Raw genomic sequence first — 21,586 nt, 5'->3', positions numbered from 1 at the left:
ATTTATGAAAAAGAAGAATAATCTATTTAGTATTTTTAACCACACATTATTTGTTATTTTTGCATTAATTGTTATTTTACCTCTTTTAATTACGCTGTTTTCATCATTTAAAACAGCTACTCAAATAGCTAGAGAGAGTGTTTTAGCTTTCCCAAAACCATTTACTCTTCAAAACTATATTGATGTTTATAAAGATGGAAATATGCTTGTTGCATTTAAAAATTCAGCTTTACTTGTGTTTTTTACTGTTGTAATCAACTCTCTTTTAGCTAGTATGGTAGCTTACTCTTTAAGTAGGTTTGAGTTTAAGTTAAAAAGACTTTTCTTTTTCTTACTTAGTGTTGGAATGCTTCTTCCTGGTTTCATAGCTGAAATTACTAGATTTGGTATAATTATAAATCTTGGAGTTTACGATACTCTTTTAGCTCCTCTATTAATTTATGTTGGAACTGACTTAATGCAAATTTATATCTATAAACAATTTATAGATCAAATTCCTCCATCTTTAGATGAGAGTGCTATGATTGATGGTTGCTCATATTTTAAAATTTACTGGAAAGTTATATTTCCTGTTATAATTCCCGCTACTGCAACTTTAGCTATACTAAAATCTGTAGCTGTACTAAATGATATGTTCACTCCATATCTGTATATGCCTAGCCCTAGAAATGCAACTATGACAACTATGTTAATGTCTTATGTTGGTCGTAGTGGTTCTTGGTCAAAGCTTAGTGCTGCTGTTATCGTTGTTATGTTACCTGGAATAATTTTATACCTTTTATTTAGAAAAAAAATACTTGCTGGAATGACTGCTGGTGCAGTAAAGGAGTAGGAGGACATCTTGAAGAATATACTTTTTATTTTTTCTGATCAACAAAGACAAGATACAATGGGGTGTTACGGACAAAATCTAAATGTTACCCCAAATTTAGATAAATTAGCTGAAGAGGGTACTCTATTTGAAAACTCTTTCACTGCTCAACCTGTTTGTGGTCCAGCTAGAGCTTGCTTACAAACTGGAAAATATCCAACAAAAATTGGAGCTTTTAAAAATGGAATATCTCTTCCTATAAAAGAGAAAACTATGGCAAAATACTTAAATGATATAGGCTATGAAACTGCCTATGTTGGTAAATGGCATTTGGCATCTGATGATGGTATTGAAGAGTATCATACTACTGCTATTCCACCAAGTAAAAGAGGTGGATATAAAGATTATTGGATGGCATCTGATATTTTAGAGTTTACTTCTCATGGATATGATGGCTTTGTATTTAATAAAGATATGGAAAAAGTTGATTTTAAAGGCTATAGAGTAGATGCTATGACTGATTACGCTATCTCCTATTTAAATAATCGAAACACTACAGATCCATTTTTTCTTTTTATCTCATATATTGAACCGCATCATCAAAATGATAGGAAACAATATGAGGGGCCCGAAGGTTCTAAAGAAAAATTTAAAAACTTCAATCTTCCTAAAGATATTGAAGCTTTAGGTGGTGGAGATGCTGAAAAAGAATATGCTGACTATTTAGGTTGCTGTAACTCTTTAGATCATAATGTTGGTCGACTTATTGAAACTTTAAAAGCCAATGGTGAATTTGAAAATACTATAATTATCTATACAAGTGATCATGGTTGTCATTTTAAAACTAGAAATAGAGATTTAATTAAACCAGGAGCAGATGATTATAAACGTTCTTGTCATGATGGAGTAATCAAAACACCTTTAATAATTTACGGTGATAATTTTAAATATGGTAGAGTTAAAAATTTTGTTTCTCTTATAGATCTTCCTCCAACTATTTTAAAAATAGCTGGTATTAATCCTTCATCAGAAATGCAAGGAACACCTATTCAAGATAAATTAGTAAATCAAGATAAAAATATAGCTTTTATTCAAATCAGTGAAAGTATTGTTGGTAGAGCTATTAGAACTGATAAATTTAAATATTGTGTATTTGATCCTAGTAAAAACCCTTGGAAAGATTCATACAGCGATAACTATACTCCTCTTTATTTATACGATTTAGAGAAAGATCCATTAGAAACTACAAATTTAATTAACGATTCTGAATATACAAATATTTTAAAAATATTAAATAAAGAGATTATAAAACAAATTTTTAAATATGAAAATAAAGTTTGTAACATCATATAAGAGGAGATTAATTATGTTAAGAATACATAAAGATAAATTATTTTTAGATGAAGAGGAAACACTACTTATATCTGGAGCAATGCATTACTTTAGAACTTTACCTGAACAATGGAGAGATCGACTTGAAAAAATTGCTGCTGCTGGTTTTAACTGTGTTGAAACATATGCCCCATGGAATCTTCACGAACCTATTGAAAATACTTTTGATTTTTCTGGGATGTTAGACGTTGAAAAATTTATTAAAATTGCCGAAGAAGTAGGGCTTTATGTAATTTTTAGACCATCTCCATATATATGTGCTGAATGGGAGTTTGGTGGCCTTCCATCTTGGCTACTTAAGTATAATGATATTGCCTTTAGAACTATGGATAAAATTTATATTGAAAAAGTAAATAGATACTATGATATGCTTATTCCAAAAATAAAACCACTTTTAGCATCTAACGGTGGCCCGATTATAGCTGTTCAAATAGAAAATGAATATGGAAGTTACGGAAATGATCATAAGTACTTAAGCTATTTAGAAGAGGCCCTAGTTAAAAGAGGAGTTGATGTTCCTTTGTTTACTTCTGATGGTCCAACTCATTATATGTTAGGTGGTGGTACTTTACCTCATATCTGGAAAACTATTAACTATGGTTCTAAAACAGAGGAAGCTTTTGAGATGTTAAATAACTATCAAATTGATATGCCTAAAATGGTTATGGAGTTTTGGATTGGATGGTTTGATCATTGGGGACACGGTCATATTACTAGAGAGCCTAAAAATATGATTGATGAATTTAAAAAGATATTAGATAATAATATTTCTGTAAATTTCTATATGTTCCATGGAGGAACTAATTTTGGATTTATGTCTGGAGCTAATTTCGATGTTGATTACAGACCAACTGTTACTAGCTATGACTACGACTCTCTTTTAACTGAAGCTGGAGATTTAACAGAAAAATATAATTTAACAAAATCTGTTTTAGAAAGTTTCAATGGAAAAATTAGTGTAAAAAAACATAAAAATCATAAGTTTTATAGTGTTCAAAACTCTAAGAAAAAAAATTATGGAAAGGTTAAATTTACAAAGCAAGCTAATTTATTTACAAACTTAGAGCGCATCTCTGAAAAATATAGTTCACCTACTATTAAACCTATGGAATATTTCAATCAAAGTTATGGTTATATCATATATGAGACTGAAATCCCATATATTATAAAAAATATGAGACTTACTCTACAAAATGTTAGAGATAGAGCTTTAATCTTCTTCAATGATGAATTTAAAGGTGTTATTGATAGAAATAGTAACCAAGAAATTATTTTAAATAGTGAATCTAAAAATAATAAACTTAAAATTTTAGTTGAAAATATGGGAAGAATTAACTATGGAGCTCAACTTAAAGATTTTAAAGGGATTACAGAGGGGGTTAGATTAGAAAGACAGTTCCTTTTTAATTGGAATATTTATACTCTACCTATGAATGATATCAGTAGTTTAAATTTCCAACCTTTAGATACTAATATTGATGACAATAATCCAAGTTTTTACTTAGGTACCTTTGAGGTTAATGAAATTTGTGATACTTTTATTACCTTTGAAAATTGGTCTAAAGGACACATCTATATAAACGGTTTTAACTTAGGAAGATACTGGGAAATTGGACCTCAAAAGACTCTTTATTTACCTAAAGACCTTTTAAAAAATGGAACAAATGAGATTATTGTTTTTGAACTTCATAAATTTGGAGAGTATTTAGAACTTATTGAAAACCCAATTTTAGAATAATATAAATATAAAAAAGAGGTTTTAGCTGAATTTAGCTTTAACCTCTTTTTAATTCTATCTCTATTTACTCTTTGACAGCTCCCGCTACTATTCCTGATAAAATCTTTTTCTTAAATATCAGATACATTATAACTGTTGGTAACATAACTATTACTATTGCAGCTGATAACTTAGCCCATGAACCACTACGTCCTACATAGTTCATCAGCATTGTCGTAAGTGTTGCATTAGCAGCACTTGGCATATATAGATAAGGTGTAAACATATCATTTAACACATCCACAGACTTTAATATTATTAGCGTTGCTGTTGCTGGTAAAATTAGTGGAAATATAACTTTCCAATAGATTTTAAAATACGAACATCCATCTATTCTTGCACTCTCATCTAAAGAGTATGGAATCTGATCTATAAACTGTTTATACACATATATTTGAAGTATATCCGTTGATATATAGATTACCATTGGTGCTAAAAGAGTGTCATATATTCCAAGTCTTCCTATTATTCCAAATCTTGTTATCTCAGCAATAAAGCTAGGTATTAACATTGAAAAGCTAAATAGAAAGAAATATACCTTTTTAAGTTTAAACTCAAACCTACTTAAAGAGTAAGCAACCATACTACTTAAAATAACATTCACTGTTATTGTTCCTAAAACTAAAAGCATTGAGTTTTTAAACCCCGTTAATACATTTCCATTTTTAAAAACCTCTTTATAGTTATCTAGTGAAAAGGGTGCTGGTAAAGATAGATGATACCCTTGTGATATCTGTTCTGGAGTTTTAAAAGATGATAACACCACTAAAAGCAAAGGAACTAAAACTATCAAAGTTATAACTACAAACACTGTGTGGTTAAGAGCATTAAACAGTAACTCGCTCGTTTTTTTCTTTTTCAAATTTCTCCCCCTCCTTTTCTATTGTCATCTCCACTTTTAATTCCTCTTTTTTAAAAGATCCTCTTATCTTATTTAACTTACCTTTAAACTTTTCAGGCTCTAAAACTAAACCTTGAACTATTGATATAACTATTATTGCTACTATTAAAACTATAGCCATTGCACAAGCTAAACCAAAGTTGCTAAACTCAAAGGCTGTTTTTACTGTATGAAGAGCAAATGTTGTACTACTTGTTCCTGGCCCTCCACTTGTCATAACAAATGGAATATCAAAAACCATAAGTGCTCCTCTTACATTTAAAAATAGTACTATACTAAGAATAGACTTCATATTAGGCATTATTATTTTTACAAATTGTTGTAATACTGAGGCTCCATCAATTAATGCAGCCTCTAACATATCCTTATTTATTGATTGAAGTCCAGCTAAGAAAAGTATTATATGAACCCCTGTAAATCTCCAAAGAGAAACTACAACTAATGAATAGTTTACAATTTTAGGATCACTTAACCATCTAATTTTTCCAATACTTCCAAGAGCTAAAAGTCCGTTTAATACTCCATCCTCAGAACTATATAAAAATGAAAACATATAAGCTATTGCAACTCCATTTATTATATACGGCATAAAAACTATAGTTTTAAAAAACTCACTTTTTTTAATATATCTATCTAAAAGCATTGCTAAGTACATCTCTATTGGAATAAAAAATAGATGCAACATAAAATATAAATTATTGTTTTTTAAACTTTGCCAAATATCTTTTCTTTGAAACACTTGGGTATAATTTTTTAACCCAACGTAGTTATAACTAGGATTTATTCCATCCCAATCAGTAAAACTTATTAGAGCTAACTTAAACCCTGGATAAAGAACAAATACAAATAGCAATATAGTTGGTATTGCTAAAAAACATGCTAACAATATACTTCTTTGTGTTTTATCTTTCATATTTTACTCCTAACAACTACTTTGTGTTTTCTTGAGCTTCTGTCCATCTTTTATTAAACTCATTCATATACTCTGTAAAATTAACTCCTTGAATCATCTCTTGTCCCATTCTTTTAACATCAAAAGAGATATAGTTAGCTATTTTTCTAAACTTCTCATCTCCACCTTTTTGAAGTACAGCCTCTGGATTTGGAATATTTGCTATTGCTACGTTAAATATACTCTCTCTACCCTTTACTCCCTCTACAGTTGGTAATACATTCATATATGTTACATACTCTTTATAATAATCACTTGTAAAGAACCAATCTAGGAACTTTTTAGCTTCTTCTGCATTTTTACTATATTTTGGAATTGATAAGAATACCTCAGCTGAAACTAAATATCTAAATGGATCCTCTTTAGTTTCACGAACTGGCAGTACAAACACTCCAACATCTTCTAATGTTTCTTTAGGCATCTCTTTTTCTAAATCCATATAAAACCATTGTCCTGATGCTAGCATCGCTGCCTTTTTAGAAGCAAACATACTTTTTTCCTGATCCCAACCATATCCTAATGGATCCTCTCCAAAAGGTTTTGTATTATAGTATTTATCTAACATATCATAAGCTGTATAAAATGGTTTTCCTGGTGAAAACGGATCTTTTTCCACAGCCATTTTACTTAAAATATCATTACCTCCAGGTACTAAAAATGGCATAAACTCATTAAACGGATATGTTGTCCAAGAATCTTTTGCTCCTAGAGCCATAGGAATATAAGTCCCATTATCTTTTATCTTTGTTGAAAGTGCTACAAACTCTCCCCAAGTTGTTGGTATCTCAAGCCCTAACTCATTAAATACACTCTTTCTATAATAAACAAATTCATTAAATCCATACATTGGTAATCCATATATATTTCCATCAATTTCAAAATCTTTAGCATACTTATTCACTTTTGCAGCTTCTGTTTCATTTAAAGGAAGTAGTACGCTTTTAAAGCTTTCCATAGTTACAACTCTCACAGGGAAAATATCAGGTAGCTTCTGTGCTGAGTTTCTTATTTTCATTGTGTTATCATACTCAGTTGCAGGTATTTTCTCCATTTTTATTGTTACATTTGGAGCTACCTTTTGATAAGCTTCTGCCAGACTATTTGTATCCATCATATACTCTTCCCCAGTTCCAGAGTATGTTACAAAAGTTAGTTCAACTTTTTTATCCTCTGCTTTAGCTACCTCTTTCTTTTCTCCATCACCACAAGCAGCCATAAATAACATTGTTCCCACTCCTAAAACCTTTAAATATCTTTTCATCTTTTACCCTCCTTAAAAAAGTTTAGCTTCTGCAAAAAGTTCCATAACTTCACCATTATTATGAAGTTCAAAAATAACAATTTCGTTCTCTCCCTCTTTTAAAAGAGGTGATGGAACATAAAGTCTCTTTTGAGGTCCTTCACTCCAATATCTTCCTAAATTAAATCCATTTATATATACAACACCCTTTTCCCATCCTGTAAAATCTAAGAAAGTATCTCCAATCTCAGACACATTAAAAGTTCCTTTAAAGAATCTTGGGTGATTTTCAACATCTTTAATATTCTCTTCAAACTCTAAACTAGATAGATTATCCAACGGAATTGTATAAATCTCCCAATTAAACAGAAACTGTCTATCAAGTCTAACTCCCTCTGTTATTCCCTTGCTATCTTTTAATAGAGGTCCATAGTTAATTCTTCCCATATTCTCAACTAAAATTTCTAGTGTAGACTCCTCTTTTTCACAATTCAGTATTATTTCCTGTTTAGAATTTCTATCAATAACTCCTTTAAACTCCCCATTTAAATAGATTAAAGCTCTATCTCTAACCTCTTGTAAAGTTAACGGCATATTTTCAATAATTCCCTTAACCTTTGTTTTATATAGTATAAAACCATAATCTTGATCTAACTCCTCCATGGTTTTTACATATGGCGAAGTATAGTGTTTAGATAGTATATCTAAATTATTCCAAAGAGAGGTACTCTTTTTAAAATCCACTTTTCCACAAGCTATTTTTCTAGAATCCTTCACTTCGTACTCTTTGTAGTTTTTATGTTTTTTAATATTTATTTTTCCCTTTAATTCATCAATAGTATTCTTCACTAAATGATATTTTTTAGTTAAATCTCCAGCTTCAGTTAAAAGAGCATCATAATCGTAGCTTGTTACTGTACAACGTTGTTCATCATGATAGTTTGCTCCGTTCATAAAGCCAAAGTTAGTTCCTCCGTGGAACATGTAGAAGTTTACAGAGATATTATTTTCTAGCATATACTTAAACTCTTCTGCTACCTCTTCACCTTTTCTAGTTATATGCTCTTGACCCCAATGATCAAACCATCCAATCCAAAACTCCATAACCATCTTAGGCATATTACTTTGATATTTTTTAAATAGTTCAAATGATTCCTCTGTTTTTGAACCAAAATTTATTGTTTTCCAAATATGTGGTAGTGTTCCTCCTGATAACATCCAATGTGTTGGCCCATCTGAAGTAAATAGTGGCACATTAACTCCTCTTTTTATTAAAGCCTCTTCTAAATAACTTAAATACTTATGGTCATTTCCATAACTTCCATACTCATTTTCAATTTGAACAGCTATTATAGGGCCTCCATTTGTAGAAAGATATTTTGTAAACTTAGGAACTAAAGTATCATAATATCTATCAACTTTCTCCATGTAAGTTAAATCCATTGTACGAAGTCTTATACCTGGATATTTTAATAACCATGATGGTAGTCCTCCAAACTCCCATTCAGCACATATATATGGAGATGGTCTTAAAATAACATAAAGTCCCACTTCATCAGCTAAAGTTATAAATTTTTCAAGGTCTAGCATACCTGAAAAGTTATACTCTCCCTCTTTAGGTTCATGAAGATTCCAAGGTACGTAAGTCTCTACACAGTTAAAACCTGCTGATGCTATTTTCTCAAGTCTATCCTTCCACTGCTCAGGTAAAGTTCTAAAGTAATGCATCGCTCCTGATATAAGAAGAGTTTTCTCTCCGTCTATCTCTATATGCTCCTCTACAAATTTCATTTCTCCTCCCTATTTTTACCACTCTATTTTTTTTAGTTGTGTTTTATTTTAAACCTTTTTTAACTGAATACACTCTATAAAAATTCACTTTTTTATAAGAATACGTATTCTTGATATGAGTTTATTCTATGAATCTCTTTTTGTCAAGATTAATATTTAATAAAAAATTTTGTTTGACAAATTTAAAAAAAAATACTTTAATTGAGTTCTTAATACTTTTGAAAGGTGGTTCTATGAAAAAAACTTTAACTATGAAAGATATAGCAAAATTAGCAGGTGTTTCTCAACCCACTGTCTCAAGAGTGGTCAATGGAAATACAACTGTGGATCCCGAAGTTCGGGCTCGTGTTGAAAAAATAATTTTAGATCAAGGATTTAAACCAAACTCTAGCGCCAAAACTTTAAGAAGTAGTTCTTCTAAAATTATTGGAGTTATTCTCTTCGATTTATCTAATTATTATTATTTAGAGATGATTAGATATGTTGAAAAGGCTGCTGGCGAAAATGGATATACAGTTATTATTCTTAATTCTGGAGGAGATAAATCTTTAGAAAAAGACCATATTTTAAACTTACAAGCTAGAAATGTAGATGGAATAATTATAGCCCCAGTTGCAAAGGAAAATCTTGAATTCCTAAGAAAACAAAATGAAAATTTTGTAATTGTAGATTGTAGTTTACCTAACTATCCATGTGTTTATACATCTCTTCTTCAAGGTGGAAAAATTGCCACAGAACACCTTTATAATTTAAACCATAGAAAAATTGGATTTATCGGTGCTGATAAAAAAAATATAAAGCTTTTAGGAGTAAAAGAATTTTTCTCTGAGAAGAATTTAAAGTTTTCAAATGAATGGTTTATTGAAACTGACGTCACTAATAGTAACCTTGATAATCTCTCTTCAAAGTTAGATTCTTTAAAAGATTTTCCCACAGCTTTTATTACATCTAACGATGTTATAGCTTTAAATTTAATTAAAGAACTGGGAAAAAAAGGTTTATCTATTCCCAATGATATATCTATTTTAAGCTTTGACGATACTATTATCTCCACAGCTTTAAATATTACAAGTATTAGACATCCTGTGGATTTAATGATGGCAAATGCTATTGATTATCTTTTAAATGGAAATAAATTAATCATTCAGAAATCTTTAGATCCAATCTTAATAAAAAGAGAAAGTACCTCTTCTTGTTAAGTTAGTATAAAATTTCACATATTTGAAATTTCATACATTTTTTTAGTAGTAAATTTCAAATAGATATTTTTTTCACTTTCATATATAATCGTCTCTACATAGATATATTTTAGGAGGATTAATTAACGTGAGAAAAATAAAAATGATTATATTAGCTGCTACATTAAGCATGAGTGCCTTTGCAGGTATTGTTAACGGAACTATGACAAAAATAAGATCATATGAGGAAGGAAACCAAATTAGCTTTGAATCTAAAATACCTAACGTAACTTTCAAAGTTAAAAAAGTAGATATTTTTAAAGCTATGACAAGAATTGGAAAAGTTATGTCAGTTGCTGATTTTGAAAAAAATGGAATCATTTTAGATGTAGATAGAAAAGTTGTAGTTACTTTAGATAGAAAAGGTGACGGACTATGGATTAAATCTAAAAACAACTCAATGTTCGTAACTGAAAGAGAGTTAGACAAAATAAGAAGATAATTTATTAATAAAAGGCTGAGTTTTAAAAACTCAGCCTTTTTTGTTTGTATATATATAGTTTTTATTGTAAAATATACTATATTACATTATTATGATTTTCAAGAAAGGAGAATTAATGTTTTTAAATAAAAAATCCCTTTATATTCTTAGTTTATTCTTTTCCTTAAATAGATTTAGTTATTCTGATTTGGAGAAAATATTACATATAAAAAAACGTTCTATTGATAATAATATCAATATAATTAATGATTTTTTAGCAACTTATAAAATACATGGAATTCAAAAAGTTAAAGATCTTTTCTTTTTAAAACCTTGTACTATAAATAAAATTAAAGATATTTTACAATTCGCACCACTTTCTGTTACAGAAAGAAAAGAGTATCTTTTATTACAACTTTTTTTTGAAAATACAATAAATTTAAATGATAATACAGATAAAATACAAACTACTAGAAGAACTTTAAATTATGACCTTAAAGAAATAAAAGATTACTTGGAAAATAAAGGTTTAAAAATCGAGAGCATCTCTGGTCGAGGTATATTTTTAGAAGGAAATGAACCTATGATTAGAGAACTTTTTGCTATGCATTTAACAAAATTTTTAATTAATAAAAATATCAATCACAAATTATTTGCAGATTTAATCGGAAAATATTTCCAAGAGGATGTTTTAGAGTTTAATAAAATTTTTGTTTTAAGACTTCTAAATAGTATTTCGGTTACTCTTGTTCCTGAAGATTTTTATAAAATAGTGGCTATTCTTCTTATTCATTCTATAAGAGATAAAAAAGAGTCTATTCTTGATGAAACTTACTCTAATGAAAATCTTATTCAACATAAGTATTATGAGAAAACTCTTAAATTTTTAAAAATTAGAGGTTTAGATTATCTAAAACCTTATGAATTAGACTCTATCATTAAAACTCTATTTTATTTAGATATAAAGTTATATGAAACTCCAAGCGAAAATACCAAAATTTTTATTAACAAAATTAAAGAATATTTTAATATAGATCTTTCTACAAGTCCTCAAACAATTATGAGAATATCAAATGTTTTAAGAGTTGGTAACTTAAAACAAGAATATAATTTCTACGAAAACAAAGAAATTTATCAATTAAATCGAGAACAGAAAGAAAAATATACAAAAATTAAAGAGATTGTTAAAAGTATTTTTCCAAGATTTTATTCAGAAGATATTATTCATCTTGGAATAATTTTAAAAAAACATTCTATGCAATCTAAATTAGAAAATGAAAAATACAAAAGAGTTGTTATTGTTGATGATACTTTTGATCATATGTATGGAAAAATTCTCTCTAAATATTTAAAAAACTTTTCATATGTTGAAGTTGTAGAGATTATTGAAAGTTATGAAATTAACTCTTTATTAGAAGATGTCTTTGAAGTTAACTATATTATAACTATTGATGATTTGCAAAATTTTAAATTAAATATCCCAGTTGTAAAAGTAAATCGTGAACTATTCTTAGATGATAATTTTGAGCTTTCGCAATTAAGTTTAATTTTAAAATAAAGTAATTGAATTTTCATACCAAATTTTGTCAATGCTTTTTCAAATCCTCAACCTTTAAAATATATGTTAGTATATATATAGTTTTATTACTAAAATATTTCAAAGGAGCTTAAAATGAAAAAACTTTTAATTCCTATCTCTCTTTTATTATCAGCTATTACATTTAGTGCTGAAATAAGAAATGAGCAAGGAAGTATGAATTTTCCAGAGTTAAAAATTGAAAAAGTTGAAAGTGCAACATATGTGGCTTTAGCTAGCAACTCTGGTGAGGCTTATGTTTTTGGATTAGCAAATGATGTTCTTTTAGATGTACAAAAGGGAATTAAACAACAAGAAGTTATAGGTTTTTATGATAGTTTAGATGAAAATAAATTGGAGACTGAGTTATATAATGTGTCTTTTTCAGATAATAAATTAAATGTAAAACCTACTTACGAAGATTTCACAATATATTTTACAAAAGATGAAACAAATAAGATTTTTAATGCAGTTAAGGAGGTAAAATAATCATGAAAAAATTCTTTCTTATTTTAGGAATTTTAGGTTCTTTAAACCTTTTTGCTGCTGATATTGTTAAAAATGATATCTCTACAGAAACTGATAAAATAGGTATGTTTATCCAAAATAGTAATGCTTATTTTGCTTTGCAAACAAAAACTGGAGCTATTGTTACTTTTGGATTGCCAAAATCTGTTTTAATAAATACATTTAAAGATGGAAATCCTAGATATCAAATCCCAGGAATTATAGCTAATGCTAACAATCCTGAAGAAAGCGCTTTACAATTTTATCATCTACAATATGATAAAAAACAGGGTGTCCTTATTCTAGATTTTGCCGGAACTGAAGACTATATTGTTTTCAATAAAGATGAAGTTCAAAACTTTGGAAAAATATTAGAAAAAGGAGGAAAGTAATTATGAAGAAATTTTTAGCATTATTTATGCTTATTATTTTAACAACTACTTCTTTTGCAAGATATCATAGACCAATTCCACCTGTTATTAAGCATGAAATTGTAAAAGCTCATGTTCGTCATGAAATTAGAAAAGAAGTTAGAAAAGATATTAGAAGAGCAGTTAAAAGAGAAAGAAGAAGACAAGCTATTGGTGCTGCTGTGGTAGGTGCTGTGGTAGTAGGTGGAATTATTGCAAATCAAAATAATAATAATTACCATAACAATCACAATAATGACTACTATAGACCTGTTCCTCAACCATATTATGGATATTAAAAATGCTTTTTAAAAGAACACTTTAAAGTGTTCTTTTTTTTATTAATTTTGAAGGAATCTATTTTTTCATTTTGTAAACTTACTGCAAATCAAAACAATTTTTATAAAGTGAGGGGATTCTATGAAAAAAAAACTTTTTTTATTATTTTCTTTGTTTATAGTAACTAACCGTTCATCTTTATCTAATTCTGAATCAGGACTTATCTTTTTTACAAATTTTAAATATTTTAAATCTAATGAAAAAGAGTTTAAAATAAAAAACTCTAATATTAATCTACCAATTGAATCTTCTGAGAAAAACCCTACTTTACTTCCACCAGTTACTACTCCATCAAAACCTAATATTACTACTCCGTCTATTACTCCTGCACCTAGTATTCCTAATATTCCAGCTACAAAACCTATTACTCCTACAGCACCTAGTGGTCCACCTGACTATTCAAAAATATTTTTTAATAACAACTGGATTCTTAATACTCATTCGTATACAACAAATGAAAATTTAGTTGTTACTCCTACTAATAATCTATTCACTGGTATGGGATCTGTAGAAAATGGTTTCTCTATTGAAAATGCCAATATAATTAAAGTTGAAAATGGAGATACTTCTCAAGATCTTTTAGGAATGTTATCTAAGAATGGTGGTGAAATTATCAATGGACTTTCAGGAGAAATTCTTGTTCAAGGAACTGGTAATAATTTTGGAATGGCTATTGTAGGCGATGGAACAGGTAGTAATCTAGGGAAGATTAGTGTAACTAATTCTCAGATAGGTGCTTATATTGATGGTGATGGTTCTTTCACTAATAATGGAACTATAGATACTTCAAACAATAGTACTGGAATTTTTTCTGTTAATGGTGGTGAAGTTCAAAACTCTGGAACTATAAATGTTTCTTCAAATAGTATTGGAATCGTTATTGAAGGGAATAGTATTTCTAATAATGGCGTAAATAATATTGGAAATAATAAATCTATTATAAATGTTCATGATAATTCTATTGGAATGTATACTTCAAATTATGGTGAAATCTATAATAATGGAACTATAAATGTTGTAGGTTCTACTTTAAATAAATCTCTGTCTAACTCTTTCGGTATGTATTTAGAAGGTGACGGAGCTATTTTTAATAATGATACTATTAATATATCTGGTGGTGGAGTTGGAATTTTACTAAACAATAGCTCATCTGGATCATACTTTTTTAATGATGGCTCTGCTAAAATCTCTGGTGATGCTAGTTACAGCGTTATTATAAATGGACAAGGCTACATGGAAAACTTTGGAGCTATCGAAATATCTAATGGAGTTTCAGCTATTCTTGTAGATGGAAGCGGGTCTGCATATAACAATGGTAATATTAATATAAAAAATACAAAGTTTGCTCTGCTTTCTCATGATGGAGGTAATGTAACTAATGACATAGATGGAATTATTAATTCTGATAGTAATGAGATTGCTAAAATTGGTGTTATTGGAAGTGGTTCTGGTATAAATACTGGAACTTTAAGTTCTAGTAATGCTGATTATACAATGTATCTATCTGGAACCGGAAGCCTTATTAATAATGGTACTATAACTTCTAATATTACTGACAACTTTTCCACTCATATTTTAATGTATGGAACTGGAGGTGGAACTATCATTAATAAACTTGATGGAATTATTAACATTAACGGTGGAGATAGTAACTATGCTATGGGAATTGAAAAATCTGGTTCTCTTACTAATAATGGTACTATTAATGTTGGAAACTATCAAAATGGTATTCTTTTACAAGGAGCTACTACTGGAACTAATAATGGTACTATCAATTTTTCTCTGGGAAGTACGGCAGTTAGCCTTTATAACAGTACTTCTGATACATATTTTCGAAATTATGGAACTATCAAAGGAACTGCTCAAGATTATCAAGGTGGGACATATGGAATTTTAGCTTTTGGTCCTGGAAATGTAGAAAATATGGGAACTATTTCCTTAGCTTTTGGTAACTCTGCTATAACCGTTTCTGGTGGAACTAATGTTATTAACTATGAAAAAGGTGTTATAGATATTACAGATACTGATTATGGTATGTATGTTTATAATGGTGGAACACTAACAAACCTTGGAACTATTAAAGTCACAAGTATTGATGGAGTTAATTTAAACCCATCTGGTGGAATGTTTGTTAACTCAAATGGAAGTGCTAGTAATAGTGGAACTATTATTGTAGATGGTCCTAATGCTAATGCTATGGGATCTAATGGAAGTGTTAGTATTTCAAATGCATCTGATGGTACTATTACAATTAATAATGGCTCAACTAATAGTTATGCTTTTTATTTAAATGGAGGTTCTGCTGTTAATAACGGAACTATCAATCTCGGTGATTCTGGACTTTTAACTACAAATGGTAATGTTTTTAACTATGGTAATATTATAGCTCCAAATGGAGTTAAAAATGGACCTAATGGTTCTCTTGTTATGGAGCAAGGTGGAACTACAAGTACACCATTAAAAGAAGCTACCATTGGTTTAAGTTATGCTTCAACTCTCTACACTAAAAATGATTCTACATTTACACCTACTCAATTAACTTTTACTGCTGAAAAAATAGATTCTTACTCATATCTTTATGAAATTAATACTGATTCTGAGACTACCTTAATTAGAAGAAAAAATTTCTCAGAGATAACAGATAATAAAACTGGTAATTTCTTAGAAACAATTTATTTTGATTCTGAAAACTCTTCTAAAGATCAATTTTTTAATGTTCTTAGAAGTGCTCGAAATAGTTATGAATATAATTTTTATTTAGATAAATTTTTAGGAAGAAGTATATATCCTAATATTATGTTTCAAACTAAAAATGTTATTGCTTATACCACTGAAAACATAGTTGAAAATTTAGATAAAAAATTAGTAAAAGGTAAAGATGATAGCTATATTGTAGGTTATACCTTTGAAAAATTTAGACAAAAGGGATTCGATCATGTTGAGGGATATGATGAAAATTTAAATGGTTTTTACTTAGGAAAACAGTTCTATTTAAATGAGGTTTCTGATTTTGGTGTTATTTTTAGTTATACTCGTCTTGATAGTGATTATTACTCTAATGCTGGAAAAAGAGAGGATAACTTTTTACAAGGAACAGCTTTTATAAACTATAATAACAATAATAAAAAAGGTATTGGAACTTTCTATTTAGGTTACTCAAAAGGTAATGTTAAAAGAGATTTAAATTTAAGCTTTTTAGACTTTAAAGACAATACTCCAACTTATAGTACTATTAATGAAAACTACAAAGGAGATTTAAAAAATTTCTATTTAGGAACTTCTGGAAAATTATCTAAACAATATAACTTTACTAACTTTTTTATAGAACCTGAAATTAGTGCTTATGCAATGGGAGTATTTCAACATAAAATAAAGGAATCTAGTGGAGAATATGAACTTGAGATTGATAAGTTAAATAATTTTTTTAGCAAAATTAATACAAATATCTCTATTGGTAAAGTTTTCTATCCAAGTAATAACTATACAGTTACATTTAAACTTTTAGCTGGATTAGGTCAAGAAATAAATAGCTCTAATAATGATTTAGATGTAAGTTTTAAAAATATTTCAAATGAAAACTCAAAACTAAATATTGATAGAAAAAATAATTTTTCGCAAGAATTAGGAGCGAAAGTTGATATTGCTGCTATTAGTAATGATTCTTTAAGTTTTTATATTGATTATAAATATATTTTTGAAAAAGATGATTCTTGGAAAATAGGTACTGGATTAAATTATAGATTTTAATAACATAAAATATCCCATTTTCTTTTTTTAAGACTTTATTTAAAAGGATTGAAAATAGAATATTTACTTGTTCTTTCACAAAATGTATCATAAAAAGAAACAACTACTTACTTGGGGGAGATTTTATGAAAAAACCAAATCTTTTATTTATTTTTGCAGATCAGTGGAGAAGAGAAGCAGTGGGGTTTATGAAAAAAGAACCTGTTATAACTCCTAACTTTGATGCTTTTTCTAACGAAGCAGCAATATTCGAAAAAGCTTATAGTAGCTGTCCTCTTTGTTCACCAAATAGAGCAACTATTTTAACAGGTAAAAACCCTATATCTCATGGAGTTATTACGAATTGTAAACCTGGTCTTGAAAATATATTTTTAAAAGAAAGTGAAGTTACAATTGGAGATATTTTAAAAAGTAATAAATATAAAACAGGATATATTGGAAAATGGCATCTAGATGAACCTGAAAAAAAAGATGATAACCTTCCTCTTTCGGGAGCTAAAGATTGGGATGCCTTTACACCACCTGGACCTAAAAGACATGGTTTTGATTTTTGGTACTCTTATGGTGCTGATGATAACCATCTTTCTCCTCACTACTGGATGGATTCTCCAGAGATGATAAATATTAATAAATGGTCTGTTGAACATGAAACAGATATTGCTTTAGATTTTATTGATAAAAATAAAGACGATAACTTCGCTCTTTTTTTATCTTGGAATCCACCACATACACCTCTTGATTTAATCCCACAAAAATATGTGGATATGTATAAGGATGTAAAAGTTGAAAAAAGAGAAAATGTAATCTTAGAAGATATTGTTGATCATCCTAGAACTATAACTCCATTCTCTTTAGATGAGGAGGGGTATTTAGAATCTGTAAAAAAATATTATGCAGCTATAACAGGTATTGATGAGCACTTTGGAAAGATTGTTGACTACCTTAAGATGAATAATTTATTTGAAAATACTATAATTATAGTAACTTCAGATCATGGTGAGATGTTATGCTCTCATGGGCTTTGGAGTAAACACGTTTGGTTTGAGGAGGCTGTTTCTGTGCCATTTATGCTTTCTCATGGAAACAAATATAAAAATAGAAAGATAACTACCCCTCTTTCAGGAGCTGATATTACTCCTACAATACTTTCTCTTTTAGATTTAAACATTCCTAAAGAGATGGAAGGAGTTGATCTCTCTCCTACTTTAAAAGGTGAAGAAGTAAATAATATCGCTATTTCTGCATGTTATACTGGAAACCCTAAGGTTTTAAATAATTTAAAAGAAAGAGGATTAGACACCTTAGCTTATGGATGGAGGGCTGCAATTGATGAAAAATATACCTATGTGTATTTTAATGATTATTCTGGTAATGATATTCCTAAAGAGTTTTTATATGACAATACTAAGGATGAGTATCAATTAAACCCTATTCCTTTAACTGATAAAACTAAATATTTAAAAGAACATCTAATGACATGGGGAGAAAAACACAATGACCCTTTTATTAAAATAAATGTTTAAATAGAAAAGAAGTATGGCATTTAAATATGTCATACTTCTTTTTATATTCTATGATATATCTTTTAATATAATCTTTACTGGTTCTCCATTTTTAGAAGTAATACTCAATTTTGTAAAATCTCCATCTATTTCAGATTTTACTTTTGGATTATTATCAACATTGTATTTTCCTTTTAGAATAACTAAAGCTATATGCTCTTTTCCTTCATTTCCAATCCAAGGTCTAGAGTAGATACTTCTTTCAATCATGACCCCATTCTTATCATATTGCTCCTCATCTCTTCCCTCATATAATCTTAAGTCTGGATCAACAAAACTCATTTGTATCTCTTTGCCCTTTTCTTGAAGAAGAATCATTGATGGAGTATCTACAGATTCAATAAATCTATTATTTTGCACTTTTCCACTTTCAAATAGTGCGTACCCTATCATATCACTCTTTAAATCTTTTACAATATGACTACTGTTATCTTGATTTAAGACCTGGTATTTTGAACTTTTTTTAAAGGCCTCTTGTTCCTCTTTTGTCCCTTTTATCAAAATGCTATAGTGATACTTCCCATTTTTAGGTGCTTTCCCATGATTTATATAAGCTAATTCATAGTTATTCTCTGTTTTATTACCAGTTGAATGATCTCTAGACTCTTGTTTCCCTTTTTTTGATACCGTATTTCCTAATTCAACCTTATATAAATTATTCTGAGAATCCATAAACATTTCTTTATCTTTTACATAGGCTTTTTTCATATTTTTTCCTAAGTAATTTTGGAAAATAGTTGTATGAGTTTCATTTTCACTGTCATTGTTTTCAATTCCACTTCCTAGCAAGATAGCTTTATTATTAAAAACAAATACTGATTTTCTAGCTCTATGAGTTCCATTATATTTTGGATGTTCATGAAGTTTCATTGCAAACATACTATTATCGTTTAAAGAGTTTCCACCAGAATATGTTTCATCTGAAAGTAACATCTCCTCAACTCCACTTTTAGTATCCACTTGTGAGATATTCGATTTTAGCTTTTCAAAAGGCACATCTATAGCTGTTGTTCCTGGGAAATGCTTCCAGTCCCATCCCTCTTGCACATATCCACTCTCTTTTAATGAACCTTCTAAAATTTGAAATGCTCCATAACTCATATATCTGCCATATAAGTTATTTTTTATATACGTTTCATTTCCTACTAAATACCTACTATAGCCTTTCACTCCTGCTAGCCACTCTTTTCTTCTATGAAGTTGTAAAGACCCCATATTCATTGTCCACGAACCTTGAGGAGCCGTTTCTTTTTCAAATCCCATGTCTTTTAACTTTTCAATTTTTCTCTTATCGCTACTTAATCTTATATAAGCTTCTGCTAAGTCTTTATCTACACCATTCTCACCACTTAATGCCATTAGTCTAAAACTTTCTACATCTATTTTTAATTTATCATGAGGATGTCTTCCTGTTAAAGATAATAAATAATTATATTTATTTGAATACAATCTAGTTGTTAAAACTGCTTTCTTTACAATATCATACTCTTTTCCTTTTATTCCATAGGGTGTTTTATGTAGATAGTAAACTATTGGTACAAGCCCTTGGAATGCCCCTCTTGCATAAGCTGGATAATTTTGCATATGATGAAAAACTGTACCATCGGATTTAAATCCTCCTAAAACTCCTGGAGAATATTTTATAGAACCTATTAAATAATTCTGAAATTGATACAGTTCTTTAGCTTCCTTTGATTCATCCTCATTTAAAAGTATCGCTGCTAACATCCCTGGGAGCATTGTATTTAATACATCTATGTTTATTTTTAATTTATCTTTAGATGTATATATCATCCCCATTCCACTATACCAAGTTATCATATCTTTAGCTTTATTTACCGTTCCTAGTTTAATCAGTGGCTCTTTCATTAAAAATATGGCTTCATATATCTCTCTCATTTGGTATCCTAGATGATGAACAGTTCCTTGAGAACTTCCTTTTGTCCAACCTTGATCATACATATATTCTAGACTCTCATTGAAAAGTTTAGCAATTCTCTCTTTTTCTTGAATATTATTTGTTGAATTATACATATATGCTAATTCTGTTAAATATACTCCAAACTCCTTTGTTGCAATATACTTTATTTTATCTTTTTCTTCTGGTTTCAAATCTTCATAAATTACTAGTCTTTGAATAAATTCTAAATTTATTTTTTTATATTTAGAAAACTCTTCCTCTTTATTTTGTATTTTTTCTGGTGTCACTTTAACTTTTTTTAGAAGTTTTTCTCTATATCTTTTTTCAATTTTTTTAATTCCTATTTTTTCATCTTTATTTAATTCTTTTTGTAATTTTTTTTTATCTATCTGATTATAATTTTTATATAGTGCCATCCAGTGAGCATTTGCAGCTGTATCTGCCTCTAAATTAATAAAATCTACCTGCTCATCTCTTGCATTGTGTCTTGGATCTATTAATACTGATGGTATAATTTGATCTATTAATATCTCTCCGCTTTCATTAGGTGCTACAAAAGTTATTTCATCCATTCCTTCAACAGGTTCACCTTTCATATCTCTATCATACTGAACCCACATAGTTCTCCAACCTTTAAAATTCATTTTTATTGGAAACCAACATTTTACTACACCATCTTTCTTAAACTGTACTAACATCTCTCCATCAATTGGTTCCTTATTATATATCCACATACTATAGCTACTTCTAGCTTTTTCTTGCTGTCCTTTTTTAAAAACTGTATATCCTGTATCTCCTAAAATACTTAAAGAATCATTTTTTTTAAACTTCCATTTTAAAGAATTCTCTCCATCTTTATATTTTTCTTTAGATATAGATACTGACTCTTTTTTACTAGATACTATATTTTTAGGTATATCATTTTCAAATTGATATACTTTAATCTCTCTACCATATAAAATCCCCGTTAACATCATAACTCCTAATATTACTTTTTTCAT

General features: G+C 28.9%; 16 protein-coding genes. 11 read left to right on the top strand and 5 right to left on the bottom strand.

All coding sequences use genetic code 11. From position 1 onward, the window contains the following. The first annotated feature begins 4 nt into the window (after positions 1-4). The 3 genes from MKD34_RS01270 to MKD34_RS01260 are packed head-to-tail and all read left to right on the top strand — an operon-like array spanning position 5 to position 3,941. Positions 5-832 carry a carbohydrate ABC transporter permease gene (locus tag MKD34_RS01270; RefSeq protein ID WP_240219359.1) on the top strand — a complete coding sequence of 276 codons (828 nt, stop codon included), beginning with the start codon at positions 5-7 and terminating at the stop codon, positions 830-832. Positions 833-841: 9 nt separating this feature from the next. Beyond that, on the top strand, positions 842-2,164 hold the full coding sequence (locus MKD34_RS01265) for a sulfatase-like hydrolase/transferase (protein WP_240219358.1): 1,323 nt from the start codon (positions 842-844) through the stop codon (positions 2,162-2,164). Between the two features lie 13 nt (positions 2,165-2,177). Further along, positions 2,178-3,941, top strand: a complete 1,764-nt coding sequence (locus MKD34_RS01260; RefSeq protein ID WP_240219356.1) for a glycoside hydrolase family 35 protein — start codon at positions 2,178-2,180, stop codon at positions 3,939-3,941. A gap of 64 nt (positions 3,942-4,005) precedes the next feature. Here MKD34_RS01260 and MKD34_RS01255 read toward each other — a convergent pair whose 3' ends face one another. Genes MKD34_RS01255 through MKD34_RS01240 form a run of 4 tightly spaced genes read right to left on the bottom strand, consistent with a single transcriptional unit; the run spans position 4,006 to position 8,864 of the window. Further along, on the bottom strand, positions 4,006-4,842 hold the full coding sequence (locus MKD34_RS01255; RefSeq protein WP_240219354.1) for a carbohydrate ABC transporter permease: 837 nt from the start codon (positions 4,840-4,842) through the stop codon (positions 4,006-4,008). Beyond that, positions 4,808-5,794, bottom strand: coding sequence for a carbohydrate ABC transporter permease (locus MKD34_RS01250; RefSeq protein WP_240219352.1), 987 nt, complete (start codon positions 5,792-5,794; stop codon positions 4,808-4,810). The genes MKD34_RS01255 and MKD34_RS01250 overlap by 35 nt, the downstream gene beginning before the upstream one ends. A 16-nt stretch (positions 5,795-5,810) precedes the next feature. Beyond that, on the bottom strand, positions 5,811-7,094 hold the full coding sequence (locus MKD34_RS01245) for an ABC transporter substrate-binding protein (protein WP_240219351.1): 1,284 nt from the start codon (positions 7,092-7,094) through the stop codon (positions 5,811-5,813). Between the two features lie 12 nt (positions 7,095-7,106). Next, positions 7,107-8,864, bottom strand: a complete 1,758-nt coding sequence (locus MKD34_RS01240; protein ID WP_240219350.1) for a glycoside hydrolase family 35 protein — start codon at positions 8,862-8,864, stop codon at positions 7,107-7,109. 233 nt (positions 8,865-9,097) lie between these two features. Here MKD34_RS01240 and MKD34_RS01235 point away from each other — a divergent pair, with 233 nt between their 5' ends. From MKD34_RS01235 to MKD34_RS01200, 8 genes are all read left to right on the top strand, one after another. Continuing rightward, a complete protein-coding gene (locus tag MKD34_RS01235; protein WP_240219348.1) occupies positions 9,098-10,063 on the top strand; it encodes a LacI family DNA-binding transcriptional regulator in 966 nt (321 codons plus the stop codon). Positions 10,064-10,190: 127 nt separating this feature from the next. After that, positions 10,191-10,544: a hypothetical protein gene (locus MKD34_RS01230; protein WP_240219347.1), complete on the top strand. Its 354-nt coding sequence runs from the start codon at positions 10,191-10,193 to the stop codon at positions 10,542-10,544. Positions 10,545-10,659: 115 nt separating this feature from the next. Further along, the gene (locus MKD34_RS01225; protein ID WP_240219345.1) at positions 10,660-12,081 is read left to right on the top strand and encodes a helix-turn-helix domain-containing protein; all 1,422 of its coding nucleotides are present in this window, start codon (positions 10,660-10,662) and stop codon (positions 12,079-12,081) included. Positions 12,082-12,195: 114 nt separating this feature from the next. Further along, positions 12,196-12,588, top strand: coding sequence for a hypothetical protein (locus MKD34_RS01220; RefSeq protein ID WP_240219344.1), 393 nt, complete (start codon positions 12,196-12,198; stop codon positions 12,586-12,588). 2 nt (positions 12,589-12,590) lie between these two features. Beyond that, complete coding sequence (locus MKD34_RS01215) at positions 12,591-12,998, top strand: hypothetical protein (RefSeq protein WP_240219342.1); 408 nt, start codon at positions 12,591-12,593, stop codon at positions 12,996-12,998. Positions 12,999-13,000: 2 nt separating this feature from the next. Continuing rightward, entirely contained in the window at positions 13,001-13,315 is a 315-nt protein-coding gene (locus tag MKD34_RS01210; protein WP_240219340.1) for a hypothetical protein, read from the top strand. Between the two features lie 121 nt (positions 13,316-13,436). Next, positions 13,437-17,102 carry an autotransporter domain-containing protein gene (locus tag MKD34_RS01205; RefSeq protein ID WP_240219338.1) on the top strand — a complete coding sequence of 1,222 codons (3,666 nt, stop codon included), beginning with the start codon at positions 13,437-13,439 and terminating at the stop codon, positions 17,100-17,102. 125 nt (positions 17,103-17,227) lie between these two features. Continuing rightward, positions 17,228-18,625, top strand: coding sequence for a sulfatase family protein (locus tag MKD34_RS01200; protein WP_240219337.1), 1,398 nt, complete (start codon positions 17,228-17,230; stop codon positions 18,623-18,625). A gap of 48 nt (positions 18,626-18,673) precedes the next feature. On the opposite strand, the gene MKD34_RS01195 is transcribed toward MKD34_RS01200, so the two are convergent. Further along, positions 18,674-21,586: a chondroitinase family polysaccharide lyase gene (locus MKD34_RS01195; protein WP_240219336.1), complete on the bottom strand. Its 2,913-nt coding sequence runs from the start codon at positions 21,584-21,586 to the stop codon at positions 18,674-18,676.

The sequence above is a fragment of the Cetobacterium somerae genome (assembly GCF_022430525.1).
Lineage (GTDB): Bacteria > Fusobacteriota > Fusobacteriia > Fusobacteriales > Fusobacteriaceae > Cetobacterium_A.
This window is presented reverse-complemented; position numbering and strand designations above follow the sequence as displayed.